General features: G+C 38.8%; 21 protein-coding genes and 1 tRNA gene. 5 read left to right on the top strand and 17 right to left on the bottom strand.

The genetic code is table 11. The annotated features are described in order from the left end of the window. Nucleotides 1–621: 621 nt before the first annotated feature. Nucleotides 622–1842, bottom strand: a complete 1221-nt coding sequence (locus tag QZ576_RS05890; RefSeq protein ID WP_297095039.1) for a site-specific integrase — start codon at nt 1840–1842, stop codon at nt 622–624. 310 nt (nt 1843–2152) lie between these two features. Then, on the bottom strand, nt 2153–2362 hold the full coding sequence (locus QZ576_RS05895) for a helix-turn-helix transcriptional regulator (protein WP_297095041.1): 210 nt from the start codon (nt 2360–2362) through the stop codon (nt 2153–2155). Between the two features lie 304 nt (nt 2363–2666). Between QZ576_RS05895 and QZ576_RS05900 the strand changes: the two genes are divergently transcribed. Continuing rightward, nucleotides 2667–4376 (top strand): hypothetical protein, encoded by a 1710-nt coding sequence (locus tag QZ576_RS05900; protein ID WP_297095042.1) that lies wholly within the window; start codon nt 2667–2669, stop codon nt 4374–4376. A gap of 647 nt (nt 4377–5023) precedes the next feature. Here the strand turns inward: QZ576_RS05900 and QZ576_RS05905 are convergent. The 11 genes from QZ576_RS05905 to QZ576_RS05955 form a co-directional block, all read right to left on the bottom strand. Next, nucleotides 5024–5155 (bottom strand): hypothetical protein, encoded by a 132-nt coding sequence (locus QZ576_RS05905; protein WP_297095044.1) that lies wholly within the window; start codon nt 5153–5155, stop codon nt 5024–5026. A gap of 286 nt (nt 5156–5441) precedes the next feature. Next, nucleotides 5442–6203, bottom strand: coding sequence for an HNH endonuclease (locus QZ576_RS05910; protein ID WP_297095047.1), 762 nt, complete (start codon nt 6201–6203; stop codon nt 5442–5444). Between the two features lie 53 nt (nt 6204–6256). Further along, entirely contained in the window at nt 6257–6529 is a 273-nt protein-coding gene (locus QZ576_RS05915; protein WP_297095049.1) for a hypothetical protein, read from the bottom strand. 4 nt (nt 6530–6533) lie between these two features. Then, the gene (locus QZ576_RS05920) at nt 6534–7328 is read right to left on the bottom strand and encodes a relaxase/mobilization nuclease domain-containing protein (RefSeq protein WP_297095051.1); all 795 of its coding nucleotides are present in this window, start codon (nt 7326–7328) and stop codon (nt 6534–6536) included. After that, the gene (locus QZ576_RS05925; protein ID WP_297095053.1) at nt 7325–7639 is read right to left on the bottom strand and encodes a hypothetical protein; all 315 of its coding nucleotides are present in this window, start codon (nt 7637–7639) and stop codon (nt 7325–7327) included. Before QZ576_RS05925 ends, QZ576_RS05920 begins: the two co-directional genes overlap by 4 nt. A gap of 111 nt (nt 7640–7750) precedes the next feature. Then, nucleotides 7751–8635, bottom strand: coding sequence for a toprim domain-containing protein (locus tag QZ576_RS05930; RefSeq protein ID WP_297095054.1), 885 nt, complete (start codon nt 8633–8635; stop codon nt 7751–7753). Nucleotides 8636–8839: 204 nt separating this feature from the next. Beyond that, nucleotides 8840–10045 (bottom strand): primase-helicase family protein, encoded by a 1206-nt coding sequence (locus QZ576_RS05935; RefSeq protein WP_297095055.1) that lies wholly within the window; start codon nt 10043–10045, stop codon nt 8840–8842. Between the two features lie 18 nt (nt 10046–10063). Beyond that, entirely contained in the window at nt 10064–10366 is a 303-nt protein-coding gene (locus QZ576_RS05940; RefSeq protein ID WP_297095056.1) for a helix-turn-helix domain-containing protein, read from the bottom strand. Between the two features lie 128 nt (nt 10367–10494). After that, on the bottom strand, nt 10495–11163 hold the full coding sequence (locus QZ576_RS05945; protein WP_297095058.1) for a hypothetical protein: 669 nt from the start codon (nt 11161–11163) through the stop codon (nt 10495–10497). A gap of 479 nt (nt 11164–11642) precedes the next feature. After that, a tRNA-Ile gene (locus QZ576_RS05950) sits at nt 11643–11716 on the bottom strand. 145 nt (nt 11717–11861) lie between these two features. Continuing rightward, on the bottom strand, nt 11862–13370 hold the full coding sequence (locus tag QZ576_RS05955) for a Gfo/Idh/MocA family oxidoreductase (protein ID WP_297095061.1): 1509 nt from the start codon (nt 13368–13370) through the stop codon (nt 11862–11864). A 306-nt stretch (nt 13371–13676) separates the two neighbouring features. Between QZ576_RS05955 and QZ576_RS05960 the strand changes: the two genes are divergently transcribed. Further along, nucleotides 13677–14201, top strand: a complete 525-nt coding sequence (locus QZ576_RS05960; protein ID WP_297095063.1) for a peroxiredoxin — start codon at nt 13677–13679, stop codon at nt 14199–14201. A gap of 24 nt (nt 14202–14225) precedes the next feature. Continuing rightward, on the top strand, nt 14226–14651 hold the full coding sequence (locus QZ576_RS05965) for an OsmC family peroxiredoxin (protein ID WP_297095065.1): 426 nt from the start codon (nt 14226–14228) through the stop codon (nt 14649–14651). Nucleotides 14652–14891: 240 nt separating this feature from the next. Here QZ576_RS05965 and QZ576_RS05970 read toward each other — a convergent pair whose 3' ends face one another. From QZ576_RS05970 to QZ576_RS05980, 3 genes are all read right to left on the bottom strand, one after another. Next, entirely contained in the window at nt 14892–15644 is a 753-nt protein-coding gene (locus QZ576_RS05970) for a LytTR family DNA-binding domain-containing protein (protein WP_297095067.1), read from the bottom strand. After that, a complete protein-coding gene (locus tag QZ576_RS05975) occupies nt 15641–16699 on the bottom strand; it encodes a sensor histidine kinase (RefSeq protein WP_297095069.1) in 1059 nt (352 codons plus the stop codon). The genes QZ576_RS05970 and QZ576_RS05975 overlap by 4 nt, the downstream gene beginning before the upstream one ends. A 624-nt stretch (nt 16700–17323) precedes the next feature. Further along, on the bottom strand, nt 17324–19027 hold the full coding sequence (locus QZ576_RS05980) for a DEAD/DEAH box helicase (RefSeq protein WP_297095070.1): 1704 nt from the start codon (nt 19025–19027) through the stop codon (nt 17324–17326). A 219-nt stretch (nt 19028–19246) separates the two neighbouring features. Here QZ576_RS05980 and QZ576_RS05985 point away from each other — a divergent pair, with 219 nt between their 5' ends. Together QZ576_RS05985 and QZ576_RS05990 are read left to right on the top strand one after the other, a co-directional pair. Beyond that, nucleotides 19247–20068 (top strand): outer membrane beta-barrel protein, encoded by an 822-nt coding sequence (locus tag QZ576_RS05985; RefSeq protein ID WP_297095072.1) that lies wholly within the window; start codon nt 19247–19249, stop codon nt 20066–20068. Between the two features lie 25 nt (nt 20069–20093). Continuing rightward, nucleotides 20094–20864 (top strand): creatininase family protein, encoded by a 771-nt coding sequence (locus QZ576_RS05990; RefSeq protein ID WP_297095074.1) that lies wholly within the window; start codon nt 20094–20096, stop codon nt 20862–20864. A 31-nt stretch (nt 20865–20895) separates the two neighbouring features. On the opposite strand, the gene QZ576_RS05995 is transcribed toward QZ576_RS05990, so the two are convergent. Continuing rightward, a complete protein-coding gene (locus QZ576_RS05995) occupies nt 20896–21354 on the bottom strand; it encodes an ORF6N domain-containing protein (protein WP_297095076.1) in 459 nt (152 codons plus the stop codon). Nucleotides 21355–21463 lie beyond the last annotated feature (109 nt).

Raw genomic sequence — 21463 nt, forward strand, 5'->3', positions numbered from 1 at the left:
AATACTTCATGGAACCGGCGTTGTTTTGTCTTTATATGTGAAAAGCCTTAGGCATCACACGGAAAGAACAGCCCCTTTGTTTCACGGCAGGACTGTACTTTCCTGCAGCCTGCCCACCTATCATGTTGTTGTAGTTATATAAATTTGAAAGGTGGAAAACAAAAAAAGAAAGCCAAAGTTAGCCATCCTTCGCACCATCCGTCCCATATTTAAATACAAGGCTAAAGTAAATGCCCTGACTGTATAAACTGAATACGGAGCTTAAAGGCTAATAGTTTTCAAGGCAGCCTTGTATTTAATCCCGGATGGCAAGTCTAAGACTTTCTTTTCTTTTTTTTCTTTTTTTCTTCTCTTTTGGGGATATTTTATTTTACAAAATAAAATCAATAGAGCCTGTTTTCATATTCTTAACCTCAGGTGAATGATTTAGTTGGTGGGGGAGGGGTTGGCAAGATGTGATCTTGTTTCACAAAATCCCTTGTGCCTATCCGGCACGGACTTTTAATCTGTCGATTAAAAGCTTGATTAATTCTTCGAATTAAGGTTTTTGAAGAAATATGAAATGTTTTTTAAAAACAATGTCCATTGCGATTTAGGCAACGGACATTGAAATGTTATTCATCAAATTGCTTTTTTCTTTTCACTAAGTCTTGTTTGAAGCAAATCCATATCTTCTGAGATTTTCTGATCCAGAACTTTTGTATAAATCTGGGTTGTTTTTAACGATGTGTGTCCAAGGATTTTCGAGACAGTTTCAATAGGAACTCCGTTTGCCAATGTTACAGAAGTTGCAAAAGTATGCCTGGCGATATGCATCGTAATGTCCTTATTGATGTTGCAGATATCACCCAATTCTTTGAGGTAACTATTCATTTTCTGATTAGTTAAAACTGGAAGCAATTTTCCGCTATTTTCGTTTTTCGGATAGTTCGAATATTTATTTAAGACTCTTTTTGCTTCAGGTATTAGTGGAATCCGGCAACGATTGCTGGTCTTGGTCCGATCAATAATAATCCAGTCTTTTTTGTCGATCCCTTTATGCAGATGACTTTTGTTTAATTTATAAATATCAGAATAAGAGAGACCGGTGTAACATGTAAAAACAAAAATATCGCGAACAACTGAAAGACGTTCAATCTGTATTTCTTTTTCCTCTATTCGTGTAAGTTCTTCAATCGTCAGAATTTCTCTATGCGTCGGCTCAAGTCCTACCTTATACTTATTGTATGGATTTTTTGAAATATGCTCCATAGAAATAGCCAGGTTTAGTACTCTTCTTAAATGTTTATGGTAATTCCATGCTGTATTCTGATGGACTTTAAATTTTTGTTTTAGATATACATCAAAAGCATCTAAAAATGTAAATTTTATTTTTTCAACAGGGAAGTCACTTTGTTTATACTTATATCGGATAAAAGTTGCCAGTCTTTTTCTCGACGACTTATAATGTTTGTACGTCTCCATTGAGTAGCCTTTATTTAATTTAGCAAGGATACTTTCAAGGTAATAATCGAAAATCTCCAATATTCCTTTTGAGTTAGTTACTTGTAATAAATAATCCTTGATTGTTTTTACTGAATAATCTTCTCCGCTTGATCTTAATTGATTGAAATAATCTTGAATTTCGGTTTTTAGTTTATCAAGTCTTTCATTGACAGTATACGCATTCGGAGCGCGGTCTTTAACTCTTCCTTTTGCGTCACTCCAATGTTTGGGTTGAATAAACAATCCGGTGGAAAGATCTACTCTTTTTGATTTAACCGTGAATCTGACATAGATGGGCAGTTGACCATCATCATTTAACCTCGATTTTCGAGGATAAAAATGGATAATAACTCTCATAATTACCTCCTTTTAAATTGTTAATAAATGATTCCGGTTGATGCTTAAAACTACTGAATATTGAGTAAAATGAAAACAGTAAATAGTACCAAAAAGAATCAAATAAAATGTTAAAAATCAAATAATTATAGAGTTTCGAGGGACCATGATTTTGTGAAAACTGCTATGGTCCCTCTGTGGTCCCTCCAAATAAGGCTATATATGGCCTTTATTGGTATTTTACTAAAAATTAAAAGCGCTTAAAATCAATGATTTAAGCGCTCTGCTGTTTTTTAGTTTCTTAAAATGTGCCCAGAAGTAGGATTAGTATCTACTTTTTGGTAGAAATCAATAGTTCCCTTACATCAACCTCAAGTACTTTAGCTATTTGGAATAATGTTTCTATTCTAGGCTGCATTTCGTTTCTACACCATTTAGAAATAGTTGTTCTATTCATATTGAGTTCATCTGCAAGCCAGTTATTTGTTTTTCCTTTTTCTGCTAAAACGGCTTTAATACGATTAAATATATGTCTATCCATTGTTAATCACTTATTATGCAAATATAAAGACTTTAAATAGCATGCTTTTGGCATTATTTTATGCCCTGCTGTATTCATTTAAATATTTTTAATATCTTTGTTTAGCTTTTAAGGCATATTAATATCCTAAGTGGGATTTTTTTGAATATTTTGAAAACAAATATCTAGATACTGAATATGCCAAATCGGACCTTGAGAAAGTAGTCCTACCACATTGAGGGAATATTAATGCAATGCATGATTCTTTAGGTATCATGAAAGATCAAAATGGATTATTAACCAACACAAATAAAAAAATAGAAAGATGAATTATCCGAAATTACAGAAAAATATGTCGTCTGTCCAATTGGAAAAAGAAAGTCCAGATAAAAACTTCCTGTTTGCTAAATGTCTTTCTGATACGAAAACAAACACAGAATCAGGATTCTCAAAGGTGGAGAATAAAGCATTAAGAGAAAAACTATACCAGTTAATCCGCGAATTCCCGATAGTCTACATTTTCTATTACACGGCCAAAACAAGTGAACCTTCACACATTACGATTATTACTTCCGACCCCAAACAAGTGGAAAAGATAGAATCCCGAAAATGGATTCGTAACAGAAGGAATGAGAGCAATACATTATTTCATGTTATTTTCCATGGGAAGATGAATTTTGAATACCGTACAGGTAATCCCTTTATGGCCTGCTATTGCCGGAGGTCAGCCATCAAATATCAAAATCCAAAGGCAAAAGACTGTCCCGAAACCGACTGGGCCTCCTTTAAAAAGAGTTTTAAAAGATACAGGGAAAGTTATTATCATGACCGGGATATCCTTTTATCCGAAGCCAATCGTTTTCAAAGCCGAGGTTCGCTTACGGCAATGTTTATTTCCTACCTGGACATTTATGAATATACTATCCGTTTCCTTGAAATCCTCTTTATCGGGCATGCCTTTGATACTCTTGACTTGCATGAAAGAATCAAACAACTAGCTCATTTTGTCCCCCGCATTGATGGAGTATTTGTTAAAAAAAGCGGGAAGGAGTATTACCTTGTTTCGGAACTCGAAAAAGCTAAAGAAGTGGCAGAAAATGGAGATGAAGTGCAGCTCAATGAAAGTTTATTTGAAAGTATTGTTGAAGCAGAGCTGCAACTTCACAAATTGGTTTCAGATCGTTTTCTGGAGCTTAAAAAACAACTTAAATCCGATGCTCTGATACAAAAGAGTACTGACGATACCGGTTCTTCAACAGAAGATAAAGAGCTTTCTTCTATAATTTCTAAGGTAGTAGAAATTCACGAGGTTGAAGAGATCTATTTATTTCATCAGTCCAAGAATCATTATACAACTACCTATTTTCTTCTAATAATCGGAAAAGGTCTTGGAACAGAAATTCTGAATCAGATCGGGCAACCTGTAAAAGCAAAATCTGAAGGTAAACTAGAGGTCGTGCTTATTGGACACACCCGGATTTGGATTCAGACAAATCTGTTTTATCATCAGGCTTTTTTCAAAAAAGTAATGGTGCCGGAAAACCTTAGGTATCAATCCAATAAAAATCATCCTGCCATTCACTGGGAAAATCCTTATACACCTGAATATCCTGATTTAGACCATTATTACCTGTCTTCAATAAAAATGGCGGCTCAGTATTTTATTTTAAGAGACAATACAGAGGATGACAATATGGAAGGATTGGGCGAATTATTTGGTCGTGCTGTACTAAGAATATTAAGGACTTTTATTTATTCAAAGTTAAGCTACCTCGCTCATTATCTACCAGCTTCTAATTTTTGGAGACTCTGTGTATACGCTGAACCAAGGCTTGAGAAAATGGAGTTTCTATTTGAAAAATGTAGTGGAGAAAACTTCTTTACAGAACTGGGTAACTACAATCGGTTTTACCATGGGATTTCAATGTTAACTACGGATAAACTATTTTTCATGGATGAAATTCTACAGTTGCTACAGCAGAAACTAGAAGCGGCTTATTTCGTCATTAAGGATATAAATTCAGACGTATCATAGATTGGTCCTAAGGTTGACATTTGTTGAACTGAAAAGTCTTAAGAACTTTGGAGTGATAGGTCATGTCAGAAGCTTTTGAAAACCCCGTTGGCTTGTTTTTTTTAAATCAGATTTTTATGAGAAGGTAGTACGCAAATGAGATCTAACAACCATTAAATAGGGGCATATTAGGTGAGAGGATCTAGATGAATATTAGGAAATTACCTCTTAAAAGTAATTATAAAAAAGCCGGCTCAAACTATGCTAAGCCGGCTTAATTAATTTCTGCACGAAATAGATTCTATCCTGTATGGCAAGGGCGACTACAATAATAGCAACCATTAACCTGATTGTAATATTTGCGTGCTTCCTTCACTGCATCTGCACAATTATAGAAAAAGCCAAGGTAAATCCTATTCTCGTCCAATGGCATGTAGCTGCAACCAGTTTCATGTACCTCGTGGTCTCCGTTTGTCTGGGCATTTTTATTTACGTAGTAATTTGGCATTACGTATCAACTTTGTGTTATGAAAATGTTTTTTCATATACAATACAGGAATGAGAAAAATAATATCATTCCTGTATGGTTATCAAGCACTCGAATAGAGTATGGTCAGTAGTTCAGCTCAACTTCAAAAAGTTGGCATTTGTTCCCGAAATAGTTCTGGTTACTTTTTTCTTTTTTCCCTTTGCGATAAAGCACTGCCTGCAGCAGTTTTACTTGCTTTGCCTGTTCTTCCATCACGCAAAACTTTGGAAGCTGCTGAAGCCGCCTTTTTGCTGGTAGCCTTTTTAGCCATCTTTTAACCCTCCAATGGTTTTATCACTAACCCAATTAATACAGTTGGACTAATCCCTGCTGGAAAATTTCTTTTGGCTAATTGTCTGAAATAATTACTTTTGCGGTCGCAAAACAGAAAAGTACCATCAGGCGTAGGTTGAAATTTCCCTTCAACAATCCTGATGGTCTTTTGTTCAATAATAGTGCCGTTCCATTTAATTGTTATTACCTGCCAATTTTTCCCAATAAATGGCAGTAAGATAAACAGAAAAGTGACTAATTGGCATTATTGTTAATTAGTCCGATTAGGCATTCATAAATGACAAAGTTAGATCTATATCTGTTAGATATTTAATTGAAATAGGTCTTTTATAAAAACGTTCCTTTTGTTTTAGTGACTGAGAAATATAATTATCAAATACTAATTCCCAGTTTCTAATTATTGGAAATCCAAATACATGTCCTAAATAATATGTGTCAAAGAATCCATGCTCATCATCTAAATACACGAACTTTTTTTGAAAATAAAAATTGGGTTTTTGGGGTTCATCTTTAGAGCTTAACAGGAAAGGAACTTTACTTTGATAATAAAGGACCGGATAGTCTCCGATGTTAAACCGTGCAAATTCACGGATAAAGTCATATTTGTCATCCCTGGAATTTCCATTCACTCTCTCGTTTTCTTCTAAAAATATTTTGTAGATACTTCTTTTAAACTGATGACAAAGAATTGATTGAAACCCTGTTTGTAATTTGAAAGATGGTTTAACATCAATTCTGTTCTTCACAAAATCAACATTGAAATAAACTGATTTGAATCTTGATAATGCTTTGTTTTTACCTATATTACTTTTACCAAGAAGTCTTGCTCTAGTTATATTGAAAGTTTCTTTGAAAACAAGTTCAATTGGGGGAACGCCATCGTGATTTGCTCCAAAGAAATGGTTACAGCTATCACAAACATTTTCGCATATTTCAGTACCTCCCATAGACTGTGGGACAATGTGGGCCTTTTTATTGAAAGAAATATGAGGGGTACTTTTATTACACCAAATACAAGTTTTCATATGTTAGATTTGTAAACGAAAACTAATAAAAGAAATCAGAAGTTGAAAATATTTTACATAATTAACAAGATAATAACTGCGCCAAATAATATCCAAAACCACCTCGGAATAACAACACTCTTTTCCAACTTCCGCTTATGATCTTCCAAAAGTTGTTCCAGTTTGTTAGTGTCCACACCTATTTTAACTTTTGTTGTTTTAAGAATCTGTAATTGCCTGGCAATTTCAGGAGCAATCTCATTTATATTCTCAGTGGTTTGTTTGAGTGTTTCAATTTCGGAGGTTAAAATCTCCAGTAATTTTTGTTGCGATAAATTTTTTCTCATGGTATTAAAAGCTTATTCCAAAATCCCTTGAAGGACGGTTTTGTTGTTGTTGTTTTCTTTGTTTTTCTCGTTCAGCACGGTACATCATTTCATAATTTTGCAGAATCTGTTTTTGCAGATTGGCAGCACTAAACTCCCGGCCAACACTACTGCCTTTTATGGTTTCCTCTCCAATCTGGAATTTCAACCCAACAACTTTTCCATCAGAGGCAATTCTCCTGTGCGTTTGGATTCCATACTCTTCCATCAATTGGGCATAATCATTAATATCTCGGGGCATTACTGTCAAAACCCGTAGGTGGGCTTCTTTAATGTAGTTGCCCAGTCGTTGTTCTTTTTGCTGCTGAATTTCTTTGGCAGTAGTAAATCCCCATTCTTTAGCCACACTTTCAGCAATTCGCTGCACCTTTTTGCTGATAAAGTGGTCCTTGTACGCTTTCCCGTCAAAATCAATACGGTTGACGAAAATGTGCAGGTGCTTGTGTTTCTCATCGGTATGCAGAAAAGAAATAAACTGATGATCGTCCAATTTCATGCGTTTCAGAAAGTCTCCGGCCAGTTTTGCAAAATCAGTATTGTTAAGTTTATCACCGTCAGGAATGGATGGACTTAAAACCATGGAAAAAGTATTCTTCCCGCACTTGGAATTCAGGTTCTGAAAAATCCTGAACTCCGTTGCAATTTCTCTGGGAGTTTCGCCTGCAACTTTATTCCGGCTGATCTCCTTGGCTCCGGGCTTTTTCATGGCGTAATTGACAGCATTAACCGTATGTGAGATGCTTTTTGCTTTTCCGATCATTGCTCAAACTTTCCAAGGTGGATTTTAATCAGTTTAATTACTTCTTCCAGTTCCCGGAGAATGGTTTCATTCTTATTAAAATGTTTGCTTCTTACCAGGTTCCCAATGGCCGTAAAGTTGCGATGGTAGGAGTGCAGGTTATTGTACACCTCCAATTCTTCGGGAGAAAAACGCAGAGTTACTTTCATGTTCAGGGATGCCCGTCGGGCAAACTCACTGGTACCTAAACCACATTCCTGTGCAGCCAATGTGATGGCTCTTTTTTCGATATTGCTAACTCTAAACGAGATATATTTTGTTCGAACTCTCATGATTTTTGAACTTTAAAATTGTAAATTTTACCTGCGCTGTGCGCCCCTTTGCGAGCCTGGGAGCAAAGCGAGAGATGCCCATGGTGCAACCTGGGCACCTCTCGACATGGCTTACCACGGAGACCTCCGCAGACGTTGGTTTCGGGCTATCAACAGCTGATTCAGATCTTTTGTGTTTTTATAGATGGCCGACATATCGACACTGTTCGTTAGATCGGCCAATAACTGTTTGGTCGCTTTTTTACCAGCTGAATCATTATCGAGATAGAGACCAGCTTTCGGATAAGTTTGGGCAATCTTATGGATGCGGTTGATAAACGAAACAGAATTCAATACTAAAAAATCTGATTGGTGTGGTAAGCCAGGATAAAGCATTAGCAAACTAAAAAAATCAAACATGCCTTCGGTAACACTCAACAATTGTTTACCTGTTGTGAAATAGGAAAAGTCTTTTGGTGCTGCAGCATTTTTATAATACGGATTTCGAAGTTCCCAGCCTCCCGAAACATTCTCCAAACCTAAAGCGAAGTATCGTTTTTGATTAATCGAATAATGAACCTGGCTGGCAAATCGTGCCGCAGTTTTTATATCTATTTTTCTTTCCGATAAATATTTGATCAAAGCCGGGTGCCGAATGGGGAGGATCTTATCGATCCGGATTTCCGGCTCAGGCGTTGGCGTAACCACATTATTCTGCTGTTGAAAAGAGAAAGATGGAATGTTTTTAGACAGAATCGCCAGTGCTTCACTGACACTGCAGCTGTTATTCATTTCGATTACCAGATCGATAATGTTTCCACCTTTGCCAATTCCATGATCGAACCAGCGGTTAAGAACTTTGGAAACCTTAAATGAGGCTTCATTTTCCTTTCTAATCGGGCTAAGGTACCAGGCTGAATGTTGGTTTTCTTTAACCGGTGAGTATCCGGATCTTTTCAGAAATTCTGTTATCGGAATTTCACGGGCTGTATCGCATTGTAGTTTTTCTTTTTTCATCAGTAGTATTTCTGTTATTTTTTGATAAATTGATGAGAGGATAGCTAATTCATCTCTCTATCAGCTGCTTATATCTTATCAATTTCTCATCGTTTCATCATTTTGTTTTTTGTATTTCTTTCCTGTTCTCATCATTTTTTATTTTGATGAATGTTTGATGAGATTTTGATGAGCAGTTAATCTTTTTATTTTCAACAGCATAGTTTACTCATTCATCAATTCATCAAAATTTTCCAATAAAAATTCCTTTTTCACCGTGTAAAAGCGACCGGTATCGGTTTCCCTTGTTATCTCTCCCCGGTTCCAGATGGCAAACTTTTCGTAGGTCAGCGAATTGGATTTTGGAGTAAGCTTCCATTCTTTTTTCAGCAAGTGTCGGATTTGTGTGAGGTCAGTTTTTACCCTTGTTTGGTTGACGGCAAACATGGCATCCTGGGGACAAAACTCCACTTCATCCAAATCATACTTCTCCATTACCATAAATAAAATACTGGCCAGTTCTTTCTCTACCCGGCTTCTGTTATGCCGGATAAGGTTTTGTAAAGCACGGGTTCTGATTTGAGCAGGAGTAAACCACATCCGGGTAAATCGAGGAGATGAAAGTTTCCTGTTGTCTAAAAAGAAAAGAAAGGCAGGTATCTCCTTAACCAGTTTATCTAATAGATCAGTATCTTCAGTTTCAAACTTTGAAATCTTTCGTACCCAGAAACGTTCTTCGGCAGCATCAATTTTTATGAAATTATCTTCGTTATTACTGCATAGAATAAACTTTCCAAAGAATTCTACCTCGATCTTGTCTTTACCTTTGGCTTCCATTTTATTGTGGTTGGTAGTGCTGAGGTATTTAATCCGCTCGGTCAGTTCTTCTTTATTAAAAAGAACTTCATCGATACAGATCAGAAGTTTATTCGCCCAGTCGGAATTAAACTGGCTTCCAAAACTATCGTTTGTCAGGTAGGTAAGGTTATTTTCAAAAATTGCTTTAAGCCATTTCAGAAAAGTACTCTTCCCGGTTGACCTTTCCTTTGACACAAGGCAAAGAATCGGAAGAATATGCACCGGTTTTTGATAAAGCAACTGCAAATAATCCAATCCCAGTTCGTATTGATTTCCGAAAATGTGTTTTACAAAAAGTGTTGAAACATCAATTGATCCTTTCTTTGGTTTGTTGCTCAAAGGTGAGTACTTGTTGTAGAAACCCGAGCAGACCTGTTTGAAATTGATATGATTGGGAATACAAGTAAACCCATCATATTTCGGAATATCCGCCACATAAGTTTTTCCAAAATCCTGTTTTATGGTATCGATGTTCCATGGCACAAGAATTTCGTTAAAATCTCCCGAAATGGTGGGAGCTTTAACTTTCTTGAAATAGGAAGTTCCAACACGGATATACGGCATATCGCTCATTTCAAAATGTATTTGTGGTTATGCTTTTCTGTTCCTTGATAATGAGTTGTTGAATTCTTCTTCCGCTTCCAGTTCATCTCTGGAAATACCCATTAGCCAGAGATCTATGTCTTTTTTATAAAAGAACTTTTGCCGGATGTTGGCATTGGTACCGGTTGGAATAAGTTTTTTACTGAGCAGTTTGTAAATTTTGCTTTTGGATAGCCCGGTGTACTGAGCCAGTTCTTCAACATTAAAAACGGTTTTGTTTTCTGCCAGTAGGGTTTTGATTTGTTTTAATTCATTTAGAACTTGTTTGGAAATAAATGCTTGATTTTCCATAGGTGACATATTTTTAATGATTAATGACGCTAGATGCGTGAAAACTTCATTAGCAAATATGTAACTGTATGTGGCAGTAAATCAAGAGGGTAATTTGAATTACGGGCTAATTACGGGAGAAATACCGTCTATCGAAAAAGTATTTTCTGAAAGGCCTGTAGGTTTTCAGAAAATTCCGTTTCACTTTCATTCACAAACTCTGAAAACCGCGAGTTCAAACTCGTCCTTTTAACTTCTGAGCCGTTCAATGTGAAGGTTGATTCAATGAATTTAAAGAGTTGCTCTTTACGCTCTTTTTTGAAATGTCTGATTCCTCCATTAATAAGCAGGTGAAGAATGCGAAGCAGCTTTTTATAATCAGCTGCAGTCCGATTATCGGAAACCAAACAAAAATCGATTTTATTATTTGGTCTGAGATTGTTTAAAACCAGGTTAATATTTTCCATTTCAGATTCTGAGAATCCAATATTTGACAAAGGAATTCCGTTCAAATTACTTCTGTTAAATTGAAAATTGGAATGCAAACTTGTTCTTTCCAGTCTTTTGGCTTCATGGATTGAGCCGATCAATAGTAATACAAGGAAGAGACAAAAAACGATAGTGAATGTATAAGTTAGAGTCTTGACAATCGGAAATCCAAATATTAGAAATACCATAAGAAGCACGATCAAACTGAATAGTATAATTGAAACGACCATGGAAGTATGACTTCTAAAGATTCGCTTATAAAGGAGCCTCCTGCCTCTTTGATTAAAATAAAATATTAGCTGCCCTGTTTTTTGAATAATTGTTTCCATGTTTATTAGCTTCCAGAGTGACATCGACCATGTTTTCTTTTCTCAAGAGCAGAAGGTCATATTCTAAAATTAAAGAATAGGATTGATGAAATCAAATGAAAATTGATGCCTAAGTATGAATTGGTATTACCTGGCATTATTTGTCTTAACAGAATGTTTAACACGTATTAGAATACATTAAATAGAACCAAATATTATCGAATTTTTACAATGTTTAGTCGACTTGATATTTATGGATTTAAAAACAGGTTGACTATCCGATCAATTTAATTTTTAAACTAAAATCCCTAAATTTATAGTCTGGAACCTAAAAAATGAAGCACGGATTTAACCATATCAAATTAAAAGAAAGCTGTTACCAGTTTTTGGGATGTGGTAGCACTGTGTTTGATGGGGAAGAAAATTTTGTTGTACCCATGTTGTACCCGGCTAAAAAACGAAAAGCACCTTCATCGCTGAAAGTGCCTTGTTTATTAGGGTGGGCCCACCTGGGCTTGAACCAGGGACCCCCTGATTATGAGTCAGGTGCTCTAACCAACTGAGCTATAGGCCCGGAGTGAAAATGTAATGTTATATACAATTTTCGGGGTGCAAGTTTACAAATTTGGACGAATATACGCAAGCATTTCCCGAAAATTAGACAAACAAAAAGGTGCCCGCTATTGCAGACACCTTTCGCATATCTTTTAAAACTGAATTTATGCCGGCATATCAGGTAAACTCCAAGGCTTACGGTAAGTATGCTTGATCAATTCAGCTGCAAATTCTTTTGCAGGAACAGGATCAGTCCAGGTTTTAGTAAACGTTGGGTGACCATCGTGAATTTCAAAACCGTCTTTAATGACAGTTTTAATTTCTTCACTGTCGGTAAGGTTGGTGAATTGCATGTTTTCGCCATCCCAATCCAGTTCTTTATTCAGTCCTTGTAAACGAACACCAAGAACTCCCATAACAACCATTTCGTTGAATGGTCCTGCTTCTTTAAAGTCAGATGCAGTTGGAACACGGTTCTCAGCACTTTCTTTACATGCGCGTACCCAATCCATTTCGTGGCTGGTTTCTACGCGACGACGGAATTTCGGAGCATCAGGAGTACGACCCGACAATAACCATGGGTTTACACCGTAACATCCGCAAATCAGTTTGTCTTTTGTTCCGTGGAAAATTACGCCACCACCCTGATCGTTAGGATTTTTACCATCTGGCCATCCTTCAGGAAGCATTGGCTTAATACCGCCGTCGTACCAATGTACATCAACTTGAGGAAGCGTGTTTTTCTTCAAGCCTTTCCATGGTTTATCGGCATTTGCTTTACGTTCCGGGTAAGTTAGTTTTACCGACTGAGCAGTAGGAGCACAGTCTTGTAACAACAATGTTGAGTTTCCTTGAGTGTGAATAGGATAACCTAAATCAAGCCCAACGAATACCGGGTGAAGAATATGGCAAGCCATATCGCCTAGTGCACCTGTACCGTAATCCCACCAGCCACGCCAGTTCCATGGGTGGTAAACCTGGTTGTAAGGACGCATTTTTGCAGGACCGGTAAACAGATCCCAATCCAAAGTTTCCGGAACCCAGTCGCCTCTTTCAGGAGTGTTCAATCCCTGAGGCCAGATAGGACGGTCGGTAAATGCTTCAACTTTTGTTACTTCACCAATTTCGCCGTTAGCTAACCATTCCGAAGTAAGGTTTACACCTTCGCCCGATGAACCCTGGTTACCCATCGATGTGGCAACCTGGTACTTGTCGGCCAGTTTGGTAAGTAAGCGCGATTCGTAAACGGTGTGAGTTAATGGTTTTTGCACGTAAACGTGTTTACCCAATGTAATGGCATGCGATGCGATAATGGCGTGCGTATGATCGGCAGTAGCTACTACTACACCATCAATGCTATCAGCCATTTCGTCGTACATTCTACGCCAGTCTTTGTACTTTTTCGCACCCGAGTAATTCTCGAATACAGGTGCTGCATACTTCCAGTCAACGTCGCAAAGTGCAACGATATTTTCCGACTGAAGATTTCTGAGGTTTGAATTTCCCATTCCTCCAATACCAACGGCAGCAATGTTTAATTTGTCGCTTGGTGCTTTATGACCAAGACCTGCTACTGCGTGGCGCGGAACAATTGTAAATCCTGCAGCGGCTGCTGCTGTTGTACCAAGAAATGCTCTTCTTGATACAGATGTCATTTTTGATTTTTCCTCCATAACAATATTAGTTTTAATCGGATAGGTATTAAATATTCTTGAAAATTGTTTCAAAAAACGGTTAAATATAATGATAGTTCAGGGCTTTTCAATAAAGAATGTTGTGAAACAAGCAGAAAAACGGAAATATAATTGCTCTTGGCGAAGCAGTATTTTTCAATCTTGTTTGTAAAGAAACTTCAACATCAGACTTTTACTGCTTTTTGTATAGCTTCTGTCTATTCCGCTTAAAAAAAATCGATTTGACACGCGCTGTATTTCAATTTACTTTTGAATCAAAATTTAAAAATCAAAAAACGAAAAATCATGAAATCTGTAGGAGATAAATTTCCAAAGTTTAAAAAGCAAGCAGTTTTAGCCGACAACCAATTCGGAGAAGTAACATCAGAAGATCATAAAAAAGCAGGCAAGTGGATGGTAATCTACTTTTACCCGAAAGACTTTACTTTTGTGTGCCCAACCGAAATTGTGGAGTTCAACAACAACCACGCAAAATTCGAAGAGTTAAATGCTGAATTATATGGTGTATCAACCGATACTGCCGAAGTTCACCTGGCATGGAAATCGAACGATCCGCGTTTGGCAAATCTTACTTACCCATTAATTGAAGATACTTCTAAGTCATTGTCCAAAAAATTGGGTATCTTACAACCTGGAAGCGTTGCTTACCGTGCTACATTTATTGTTGATCCTGAAGGAAAAATTCAGTGGGTAAACTGTAATAACGATGCTACCGGCCGTAACGTTGGCGAGGTATTAAGAGCTTTGGAAGCTACACAAAACCCTGGACTTACAGGATGTAACTGGCAGCCAGGCGAAGCAACATTATAGTAGAAAACTTTAAACTTAAGAATTATGTCAGTAAGAAAAGTAAACTCAGTTTGGAACGGAACTCTTAAAGAGGGAAAAGGAAATATGAACATCACCGGTTACAGCGGGCCGTTTACTTTTGCATCTCGTTTCGAGAATGGAAAAGGAACAAACCCAGAAGAACTGGTAGGTGCAGCACACTCAGGTTGTTATTCAATGTTTTTGGCAGCTTTAATAAGCGGCGAAGGATTAACTCCTGAAAGCGTTGAAACAGAAGCAGCAGTTACATTGGGCGAGTTGGATGGCGGGCCAGCCATTACCAACATCAAATTAACCAACGTAACAAAATGCGAAGGTTTAACGCAAGAGAAATTTGCCGAGCTGGCAGCAGCTGCAAAAGCAAAATGCCCAATCTCGCGTTTGTATGCCGGTGGTACTGCCGAAATTGAATTAGACGCAAAATTGGCTTAAGAAGAAAAAGTTATAATTGCATATAAGGAGGGAGTCAGAGATGGCTCCTTTTTTTATTTGAAGATTTTTACCTGGCCCTTTGTCATTCCGGGCATAGCGAGGAATCTGTATCAATTATATAGGAGGTTTCAGGATAGTTATGTGCACTTGAATTTACTTACCACGAAGAACACAAAGACTCAAAGTCTAAAAAACTGAGGATTAGAATTTCTTCGTGTCCTTAGTAGTATTCCTCTTACTCTACTTATCCATCCACCGCTTAAACCCCGAAACCTTATCGCGGCTAACGATAACATCTTCGTCCAGTTCGGTAGCCAGCTTTAATTTTAGTCGGGTGGAGGAGTAGCCCACAATTTCGTTAATGCAGTTAATGTTTACCAGGTAATTCCGGCTGATGCGGTAGAACTGATCGGGATCGACCATTTTTTGCAGCTGATCGAGTGAAAAGTCAAGATCGTAGGTTTTACCTTCCATAGTTTTTATAAAAGTGCTGCGCTCCTGCACAAAAAAGCAACAGATCTTACTCACCTGAATAGACTGAAAACGGTTCCCAATTTTAATAAAGAACCGCGACTTGTAAGTTCTCGATAGCTGTTCGATCACTTTAGCCACTTTATCTTCCAACAACTGGTGCTGACCATACAATTCCGTATACTTCTCCAAAGCCGAGCGCAACGCTTCCAGCTCGATAGGTTTTAGCAGGTAATCAACACTGTTTACTTTAAAGGCACGAATAGCGTACTCGTCAAAAGCAGTGGTGAAAATTATCGGGGCTTTAATTTCCAGCTCATCAAAAACTTCGAACGAAAGACCATCGTCGAGCTGAATGTCCATAAAAACCAAATCGGGAGCAGGATTCTCTGCAAACCAATTCACCGATTCTTCCACCGATTCCAACACCGCAAGCACCTCCGCCTCGGGGGCGATGGTATTTAATTGCTGCATCAGTTTTTCAGCTGCCAGGTGCTCGTCTTCTACAATTACTACCTTCATTTGCTTTGCTCGTTAAGTTTTAAAGGCACTTTCACAATAAATTCATCAGCAGTTTCCTGTATTTCTACCTCGCGTTTCAGGATGAGCTTACAGCGTTCGTTCAGGTTTTTTAACCCGATTTTCGATGAGGCGGCCAGTTGCATACGTTGGCGCAGATCGTTGCGTACCACCAGCTTGTCCATTCCTTCAAAATGAATGGTGATCAGCAGCGGCTCTTTACGTGTGGCAACGTTGTGTTTTATGGCGTTCTCCACCAACATTTGTAACGACACCGGAATGATCTTCGCACTGCCCGTTTCGTCGAAATCGATCTTGAGTTCAATCTTTTCACCGTCGCGAATTTTCTGCAGGTAAAAAAAGTCTTTTACAAATTTCATTTCGGCGGACAGCGGGACGAGGTCTTTCTCCTGGTTCTCTAGCACGTAACGGTACACGGCCGAAAGTTTGTGAATAAATTTATCCGACAACGCGGGATCGGAGTTGACCAGCGACGACAAGGTGTTTAAACTGTTGAACAGAAAATGCGGATTCACCTGCGTTTTCAGCGTTTCGTACTGAAAAATTAGCTTTTCTTCCTTTAGTTTCTGCATGTGTTTTACTGCATCGGACCATTGCGTGTAGAAAAAGAAAAGCGCACCCAGGGCAAAACCAACTCCGGCAGACGTTAGAAATGATTGCAACTCGGTATGCAGAAGGTTAGGTATAAACTCCGAAAATGGAGCTCCTGCCCGCCAGAAATGCCAGGTAAAAAGTGCAACAAACAATACTGTTGCAATGAGTAAAACTGTGAAGTAGAAGAGAATTAACCGAATGATTGTTTTCTTGATGATTCCGGGACTGTCGGGTTTTATCGAGCGGAAAAAACGAGTGCCCAGATACATGAATAGCTCCAGTTGAATAACAGTTAATAGCAGCATGTTCCAGATGCCCGGGTGCAGGATTTGTTGAAAAAGCACCAGGCTAAAGATAATGCATATGACTACTGCACCCGCCAGGATAGCCAGATGTTTGATCACTTGTTTTTTCGTTTGTTTATTTAGTTGAAAGTTCGCCATGGTTTTCGTTTATGAAGATAATAAAAAACTGTTTCGGAAAAATACTTTGTAAGGCAGCCGATCAATAACAACCGGCCACCGTTACTCTCAATAATCAGATCAAAAGAAAAATTGTTTTCATGGTTTCGTTTTCGTTGGATCAAAGATGCGGCAAACACTGTTTATATGAAAAAAAGACTTGCTGAATGGGGGATTTTTGGGTACGAGTGGGAGAATTAGCTGCTGGTTTAATTACGTCATCTCGAACGAACGTGAGAGATCTGTTGCCTAGGAGTTAAGAAGTTTTTGCACCGAGGCTTTAGCCCGGTGGTTAGTATTGTAGTAAGTGGATTGGCTTTAGCCGTTAATATTATAAAATTAAATGCTAAAGCACATTTTCATGTGCTCTAAGAAATCACCGCGCTAAAGCACGGTGCAAAAGATAGTTGCTAAATCAATCTTGTAATTGGAATGCCATGTCATCTCGAACGAATGTGAGAGATCTGTTACTTTATAGCTACGATGTAACAGATTCTTCGCTGCACTCAGAATGACAATTTAATAAGAGGGCATAAAAAAATCCGGTCCAAAAAGACCGGATTCCCTATTTCTTAAAGCTAGCAGCTAGCAACTAGTGGCTAGTAGCTACTTCTTTTTATTCGCTACTTCAATATTCACTTTCTGGCCTCTGAAACGGGCATTTTTGAAAGCTTTAGTAATTTCTTTCTCGTAGTTCGAGTCGATCTCGAAGAAAGAGAAACCTTTCAGTACTTCAATGCTGCCAATATCGATACTTTTTCCCGGAGTGTTCTGGTTAATCAAATCGATGATTGCACGTTTGTTAACGCCGCTCTTTTTACCCAGGCTAAAGAAAAAACGCGACATGTTGCCACCGTTGCCTCTTCGTCCACGTCCACGGTCGCCGCGTTCACGGTTTCCACGGTCACCACGCTCACGTCCGTCACGTCCACCTCTGCGGCGGTCGCCACGATCGTTACGCATCGATTCTTTTTCGCGCGCTTCGTCAACGTTAATATCCTTCGCGTTTTCGTAGTACTGTAAAAAGCGGTTAAACTCAACCGACACAAAGTGTTTGATCAATTCTTCGCGCTCCAACCATGCCAGCTTTTTGTAAATAACCGGCATAAACTCAGCAATGTTGTCGTCGTTCACGTCCACTTTTTCCACCCTGTCGATGAGGTTGAAAAGCTGCTTCTCGCAAATTTCTTTTCCCAGTGGAACCGGAACTTTGGTGAATTTCTTACCTACTTTCTTTTCCACATCACGAAGTTTCCCTTTTTCGCGCATGTGAATCAAGGTAATAGAAATACCTTTTTTCCCTGCACGTCCTGTTCTTCCGCTTCGGTGAATGTATACTTCAGGATCGTCGGGCAGGTTGTAGTTAATAACGTGTGTCAGTTCGTTCACGTCCAAACCACGTGCAGCCACATCGGTAGCCACCAACATTTGCAGGTGTTTGCTACGGAAACGCGACATAACGTGGTCGCGCTGTGCCTGCGACAGGTCGCCGTGCAATGCATCGGCATTGTATCCGTCCTGCATCAGTTTGTCGGCCACATCTTTAGTTTCGGCACGTGTACGGCAGAAAATAATTCCGTAAATATTCGGATTGATATCGGCCACACGTTTCAGCGCTATATAACGGTCTTTGGCGTGTACCAGGTAATAGTTATGCTCTACGTTTTCGGCAGCAGTGTTCTTCTTTCCCACCGAAATTTCGTGCGGATCGGCCATGTAAGTATTGGCAATTCGCACAATCTCTTTTGGCATGGTAGCCGAAAACAGCAAGGTTTGCTTTTCAACCGGTGTATCTTTTAAAATGGCATCAAGGTCGTCCTTAAATCCCATCGAAAGCATTTCGTCGGCTTCGTCGAGCACCACCCACTGTATATCATGTACTCTTAGTTTGTTTCTCTTGATCAGATCGAGCGTACGACCCGGAGTTCCCACCACAATCTGGGCGCCACTCTCAAGGGCTTTAATCTGTTGTCTGATGTCGGAGCCGCCATATAAAGTGGCAATTTTTGCTCCTTTAATGTTTTTCGAGAAATTCTCGAGGTCTTTTGCAATTTGCAAAGCCAGTTCGCGCGTTGGACTTAAAATTAAGGCCTGCGGTACTTTTACCGAACTGTCGAACTGCTGAACAATGGGTAACCCAAATGCCGCTGTTTTTCCCGTTCCTGTTTGTGCCAAGGCAACCATGTCCTGGTCGCTTTCCAGTAAAAACGGAATCGTTTTTTCCTGAACCGGCGTGGGATTCTCAAAACCAAGCTCCTGGATCGCACCAAGGATTTCGGCTTTTAACCCCATTGTTTCAAATAAACTCATATACTATTTTTTAAAGTGGCCGCAAAGGTACTCTTTTTATTTGTTTTTCAGAGGTTTATGCTTTCTTGTTTCATAAATTTAACTTTGGGAGTTTGGTTTGTATTCTATCGAATTGATTTGCCAATGTTTGACAATCACCATTTTTAACACCGAATTCTCTTATAATTCTCTCCAAAGGCTTATTTTTGTTAGTATTCATATGCAAAACATTTGTTAGATATGATGCACAGAAAGCCCATGAAAAGAATAGTTCAGATTCAGCTCCTTTTATTCCTGTTGCTGTGTTTTTCAGGTTTTGAAATAAACGCACAGGAAAATGACACGATTGTTCCGATAGAAAATCCAAAGCGCTTTTTACGTAAAATCGATCTTTCAGAAGTTACCCACAACGGACTGAAGTTGTGGCAAGATGACTTTTCGGGGCATTGGGTAGGCATCGATTTTGGTTTTAATATGCTGCTCGATGAGGATTACTCCGGATACCAATCGGAATTTATGGATAATGATGTTTTCCGTTCAAACTCTGCGTATTTCAATTTTTTGCAACAAAGTATTGGCTTGCAGAAAAACAGGAATACAATTGGCCTGGTTACCGGTTTAGGGCTGCAATTACAAAGCTATCGACTTGATGATAATACCACAATTATAAAAGGTAGCGATGGAGTGATCTCGCCCGATTACCTGTATTTTAACGATAACCAGAAATCGAAACTGGCAGTTGAGATGATTACGCTGCCCTTGCTTCTTGAGTTTCAGATTCCCATTAATCATTACGATAACCGAATGTTTTTTTCGGCCGGAGTGGTGGGTAGTTTGCGGCTGAGCAGTCACACCAAAATAAAGTACAAGGAAGAGAAGAAACAGAAGCTGAAAGTGGTGGACGATTTTTCGATGCATCGTTTCAAGTACTCTGTAATGGTGCGAACGGGCTATCGCTGGTTTAATGTGTTTGCCAGCTACGATCTGGTGCCGCTTTTTAAAACCGATAAAGGGCCGGAGCTTACGCCATTTACATTTGGCATCACTTTATTCCAATTATAAACGACAACAAACTAAACCTAACAGAATGAATGCTAAACCTTATGTGTTGGAGCAAACCAACTGGAAACAAGTAAAAAATCAGAAATACGATGTAGCGATTTTACCCTGGGGAGCCACCGAACCGCACAACTATCATTTACCCTACGGAACTGATTCGTTGGAGACCGCAAAAATTGCGGAGCAGGCAGCGGGCAAAGCGTGGGAAAAAGGGACAAAAGTGATGGTGCTTCCGGTAATTCCGCTGGGCGCGCAAAACATGGGGCAAATTGATATGCCGTTTTGTTTGCACACCAAACCATCCACCCAATTGATAATTCTGAAAGACCTGTTAACTGCCTTAAGCCGTCAGGGAATAAAAAAGCTGGTCTTGATGAACGGCCATGGCGGAAACGATTTTAAACCGCTGGTGCGCGAGTTGCAACCTCAGTTCCCCGATGTGTTTATTTGTTTGGTAGAGTGGTTTCGTATGTTTGATCAGGAGGATTATTTTGAGGAAGCCGGTGACCATGCCAACGAAATGGAAACAAGCATTATCATGCATTTTTACCCTGGTCTGGTTCTTCCACTTGATGAGGCCGGACTTGGCGAGGCAAAAGCTTTTAAATTGGAAGGACTTAAAAATAAAACCGCCTGGGCACCGCGCCAATGGGACAAGGTTTCGGCTGACACCGGTGTTGGAAATCCGAAAAAAGCCACTGCCGAAAAGGGTAAAAAGTTTGTGGAGGCTGTGACCTCACAAATTGCTGATTATTTTGTCGAACTGGCAGCTTGTGATTTGGGGGATATGTACGAATAAAAAGATTGAGACTTACAATACTTCCATCATCTTATCTTTTATAACCAATTTTTCGTCTTTCTTTTTCCGGGGGATTTATAAGGTACCGAAGTGCGGTAAATACTTCTTTAAATTGTTCATCGTATCTTTTCTCCATTTCATTTATCCGGTTAATTAAATCCGAATTTTGAATGGCAAGCTTTCGCAGTTGTACAAATGCCCTGATGATTTCAACATTTACCTGGATAGCTTTTTGGCTTTTTAGTACGCTTGATAACATCGCAACTCCCTGCTCGGTAAAGACAAAAGGCGCATAAGTTGTTGGTTTCCAGTTAAAGGTCACAGTTTGTGACCTTAGTTTATCCAATTCATTCTTAGATAGTTCAAACATAAAGTCTTCCGGAAACCTTTCAAGATTTCGTCTTACGGCTTGTTTTAAAACTTTCGTTTCAACTTCGTAAAGTTCTGCCAGATGAAAATCCAACATAACACGTTGTCCTCTGATTTTCAATAATGCGATTTTGAATAATTTGGAGATCCATTAAAGTAAAGGTTGATTAATTGTTCTTTAAATATACAAAATTTACAAAAGTCAATAATTATCATTGGAAAAATCCATA

It is taken from the genome of uncultured Draconibacterium sp. (genome assembly GCF_913060805.1).
GTDB lineage: Bacteria > Bacteroidota > Bacteroidia > Bacteroidales > Prolixibacteraceae > Draconibacterium.

Excerpts from the sequence above, each read along its gene's own strand:
- QZ576_RS05890 (WP_297095039.1), bottom strand. The coding sequence starts at position 1,842 with ATGAGAGTTATTATCCATTTTTATCCTCGAAAATCGAGGTTAAATGAT.
- QZ576_RS05895 (WP_297095041.1), bottom strand. The coding sequence starts at position 2,362 with ATGGATAGACATATATTTAATCGTATTAAAGCCGTTTTAGCAGAAAAA.
- QZ576_RS05900 (WP_297095042.1), top strand. The coding sequence starts at position 2,667 with ATGAATTATCCGAAATTACAGAAAAATATGTCGTCTGTCCAATTGGAA.
- QZ576_RS05905 (WP_297095044.1), bottom strand. The coding sequence starts at position 5,155 with ATGGCTAAAAAGGCTACCAGCAAAAAGGCGGCTTCAGCAGCTTCCAAA.
- QZ576_RS05910 (WP_297095047.1), bottom strand. The coding sequence starts at position 6,203 with ATGAAAACTTGTATTTGGTGTAATAAAAGTACCCCTCATATTTCTTTC.
- QZ576_RS05915 (WP_297095049.1), bottom strand. The coding sequence starts at position 6,529 with ATGAGAAAAAATTTATCGCAACAAAAATTACTGGAGATTTTAACCTCC.
- QZ576_RS05920 (WP_297095051.1), bottom strand. The coding sequence starts at position 7,328 with ATGATCGGAAAAGCAAAAAGCATCTCACATACGGTTAATGCTGTCAAT.
- QZ576_RS05925 (WP_297095053.1), bottom strand. The coding sequence starts at position 7,639 with ATGAGAGTTCGAACAAAATATATCTCGTTTAGAGTTAGCAATATCGAA.
- QZ576_RS05930 (WP_297095054.1), bottom strand. The coding sequence starts at position 8,635 with ATGAAAAAAGAAAAACTACAATGCGATACAGCCCGTGAAATTCCGATA.
- QZ576_RS05935 (WP_297095055.1), bottom strand. The coding sequence starts at position 10,045 with ATGAGCGATATGCCGTATATCCGTGTTGGAACTTCCTATTTCAAGAAA.
- QZ576_RS05940 (WP_297095056.1), bottom strand. The coding sequence starts at position 10,366 with ATGGAAAATCAAGCATTTATTTCCAAACAAGTTCTAAATGAATTAAAA.
- QZ576_RS05945 (WP_297095058.1), bottom strand. The coding sequence starts at position 11,163 with ATGGAAACAATTATTCAAAAAACAGGGCAGCTAATATTTTATTTTAAT.
- QZ576_RS05955 (WP_297095061.1), bottom strand. The coding sequence starts at position 13,370 with ATGGAGGAAAAATCAAAAATGACATCTGTATCAAGAAGAGCATTTCTT.
- QZ576_RS05960 (WP_297095063.1), top strand. The coding sequence starts at position 13,677 with ATGAAATCTGTAGGAGATAAATTTCCAAAGTTTAAAAAGCAAGCAGTT.
- QZ576_RS05965 (WP_297095065.1), top strand. The coding sequence starts at position 14,226 with ATGTCAGTAAGAAAAGTAAACTCAGTTTGGAACGGAACTCTTAAAGAG.
- QZ576_RS05970 (WP_297095067.1), bottom strand. The coding sequence starts at position 15,644 with ATGAAGGTAGTAATTGTAGAAGACGAGCACCTGGCAGCTGAAAAACTG.
- QZ576_RS05975 (WP_297095069.1), bottom strand. The coding sequence starts at position 16,699 with ATGGCGAACTTTCAACTAAATAAACAAACGAAAAAACAAGTGATCAAA.
- QZ576_RS05980 (WP_297095070.1), bottom strand. The coding sequence starts at position 19,027 with ATGAGTTTATTTGAAACAATGGGGTTAAAAGCCGAAATCCTTGGTGCG.
- QZ576_RS05985 (WP_297095072.1), top strand. The coding sequence starts at position 19,247 with ATGATGCACAGAAAGCCCATGAAAAGAATAGTTCAGATTCAGCTCCTT.
- QZ576_RS05990 (WP_297095074.1), top strand. The coding sequence starts at position 20,094 with ATGAATGCTAAACCTTATGTGTTGGAGCAAACCAACTGGAAACAAGTA.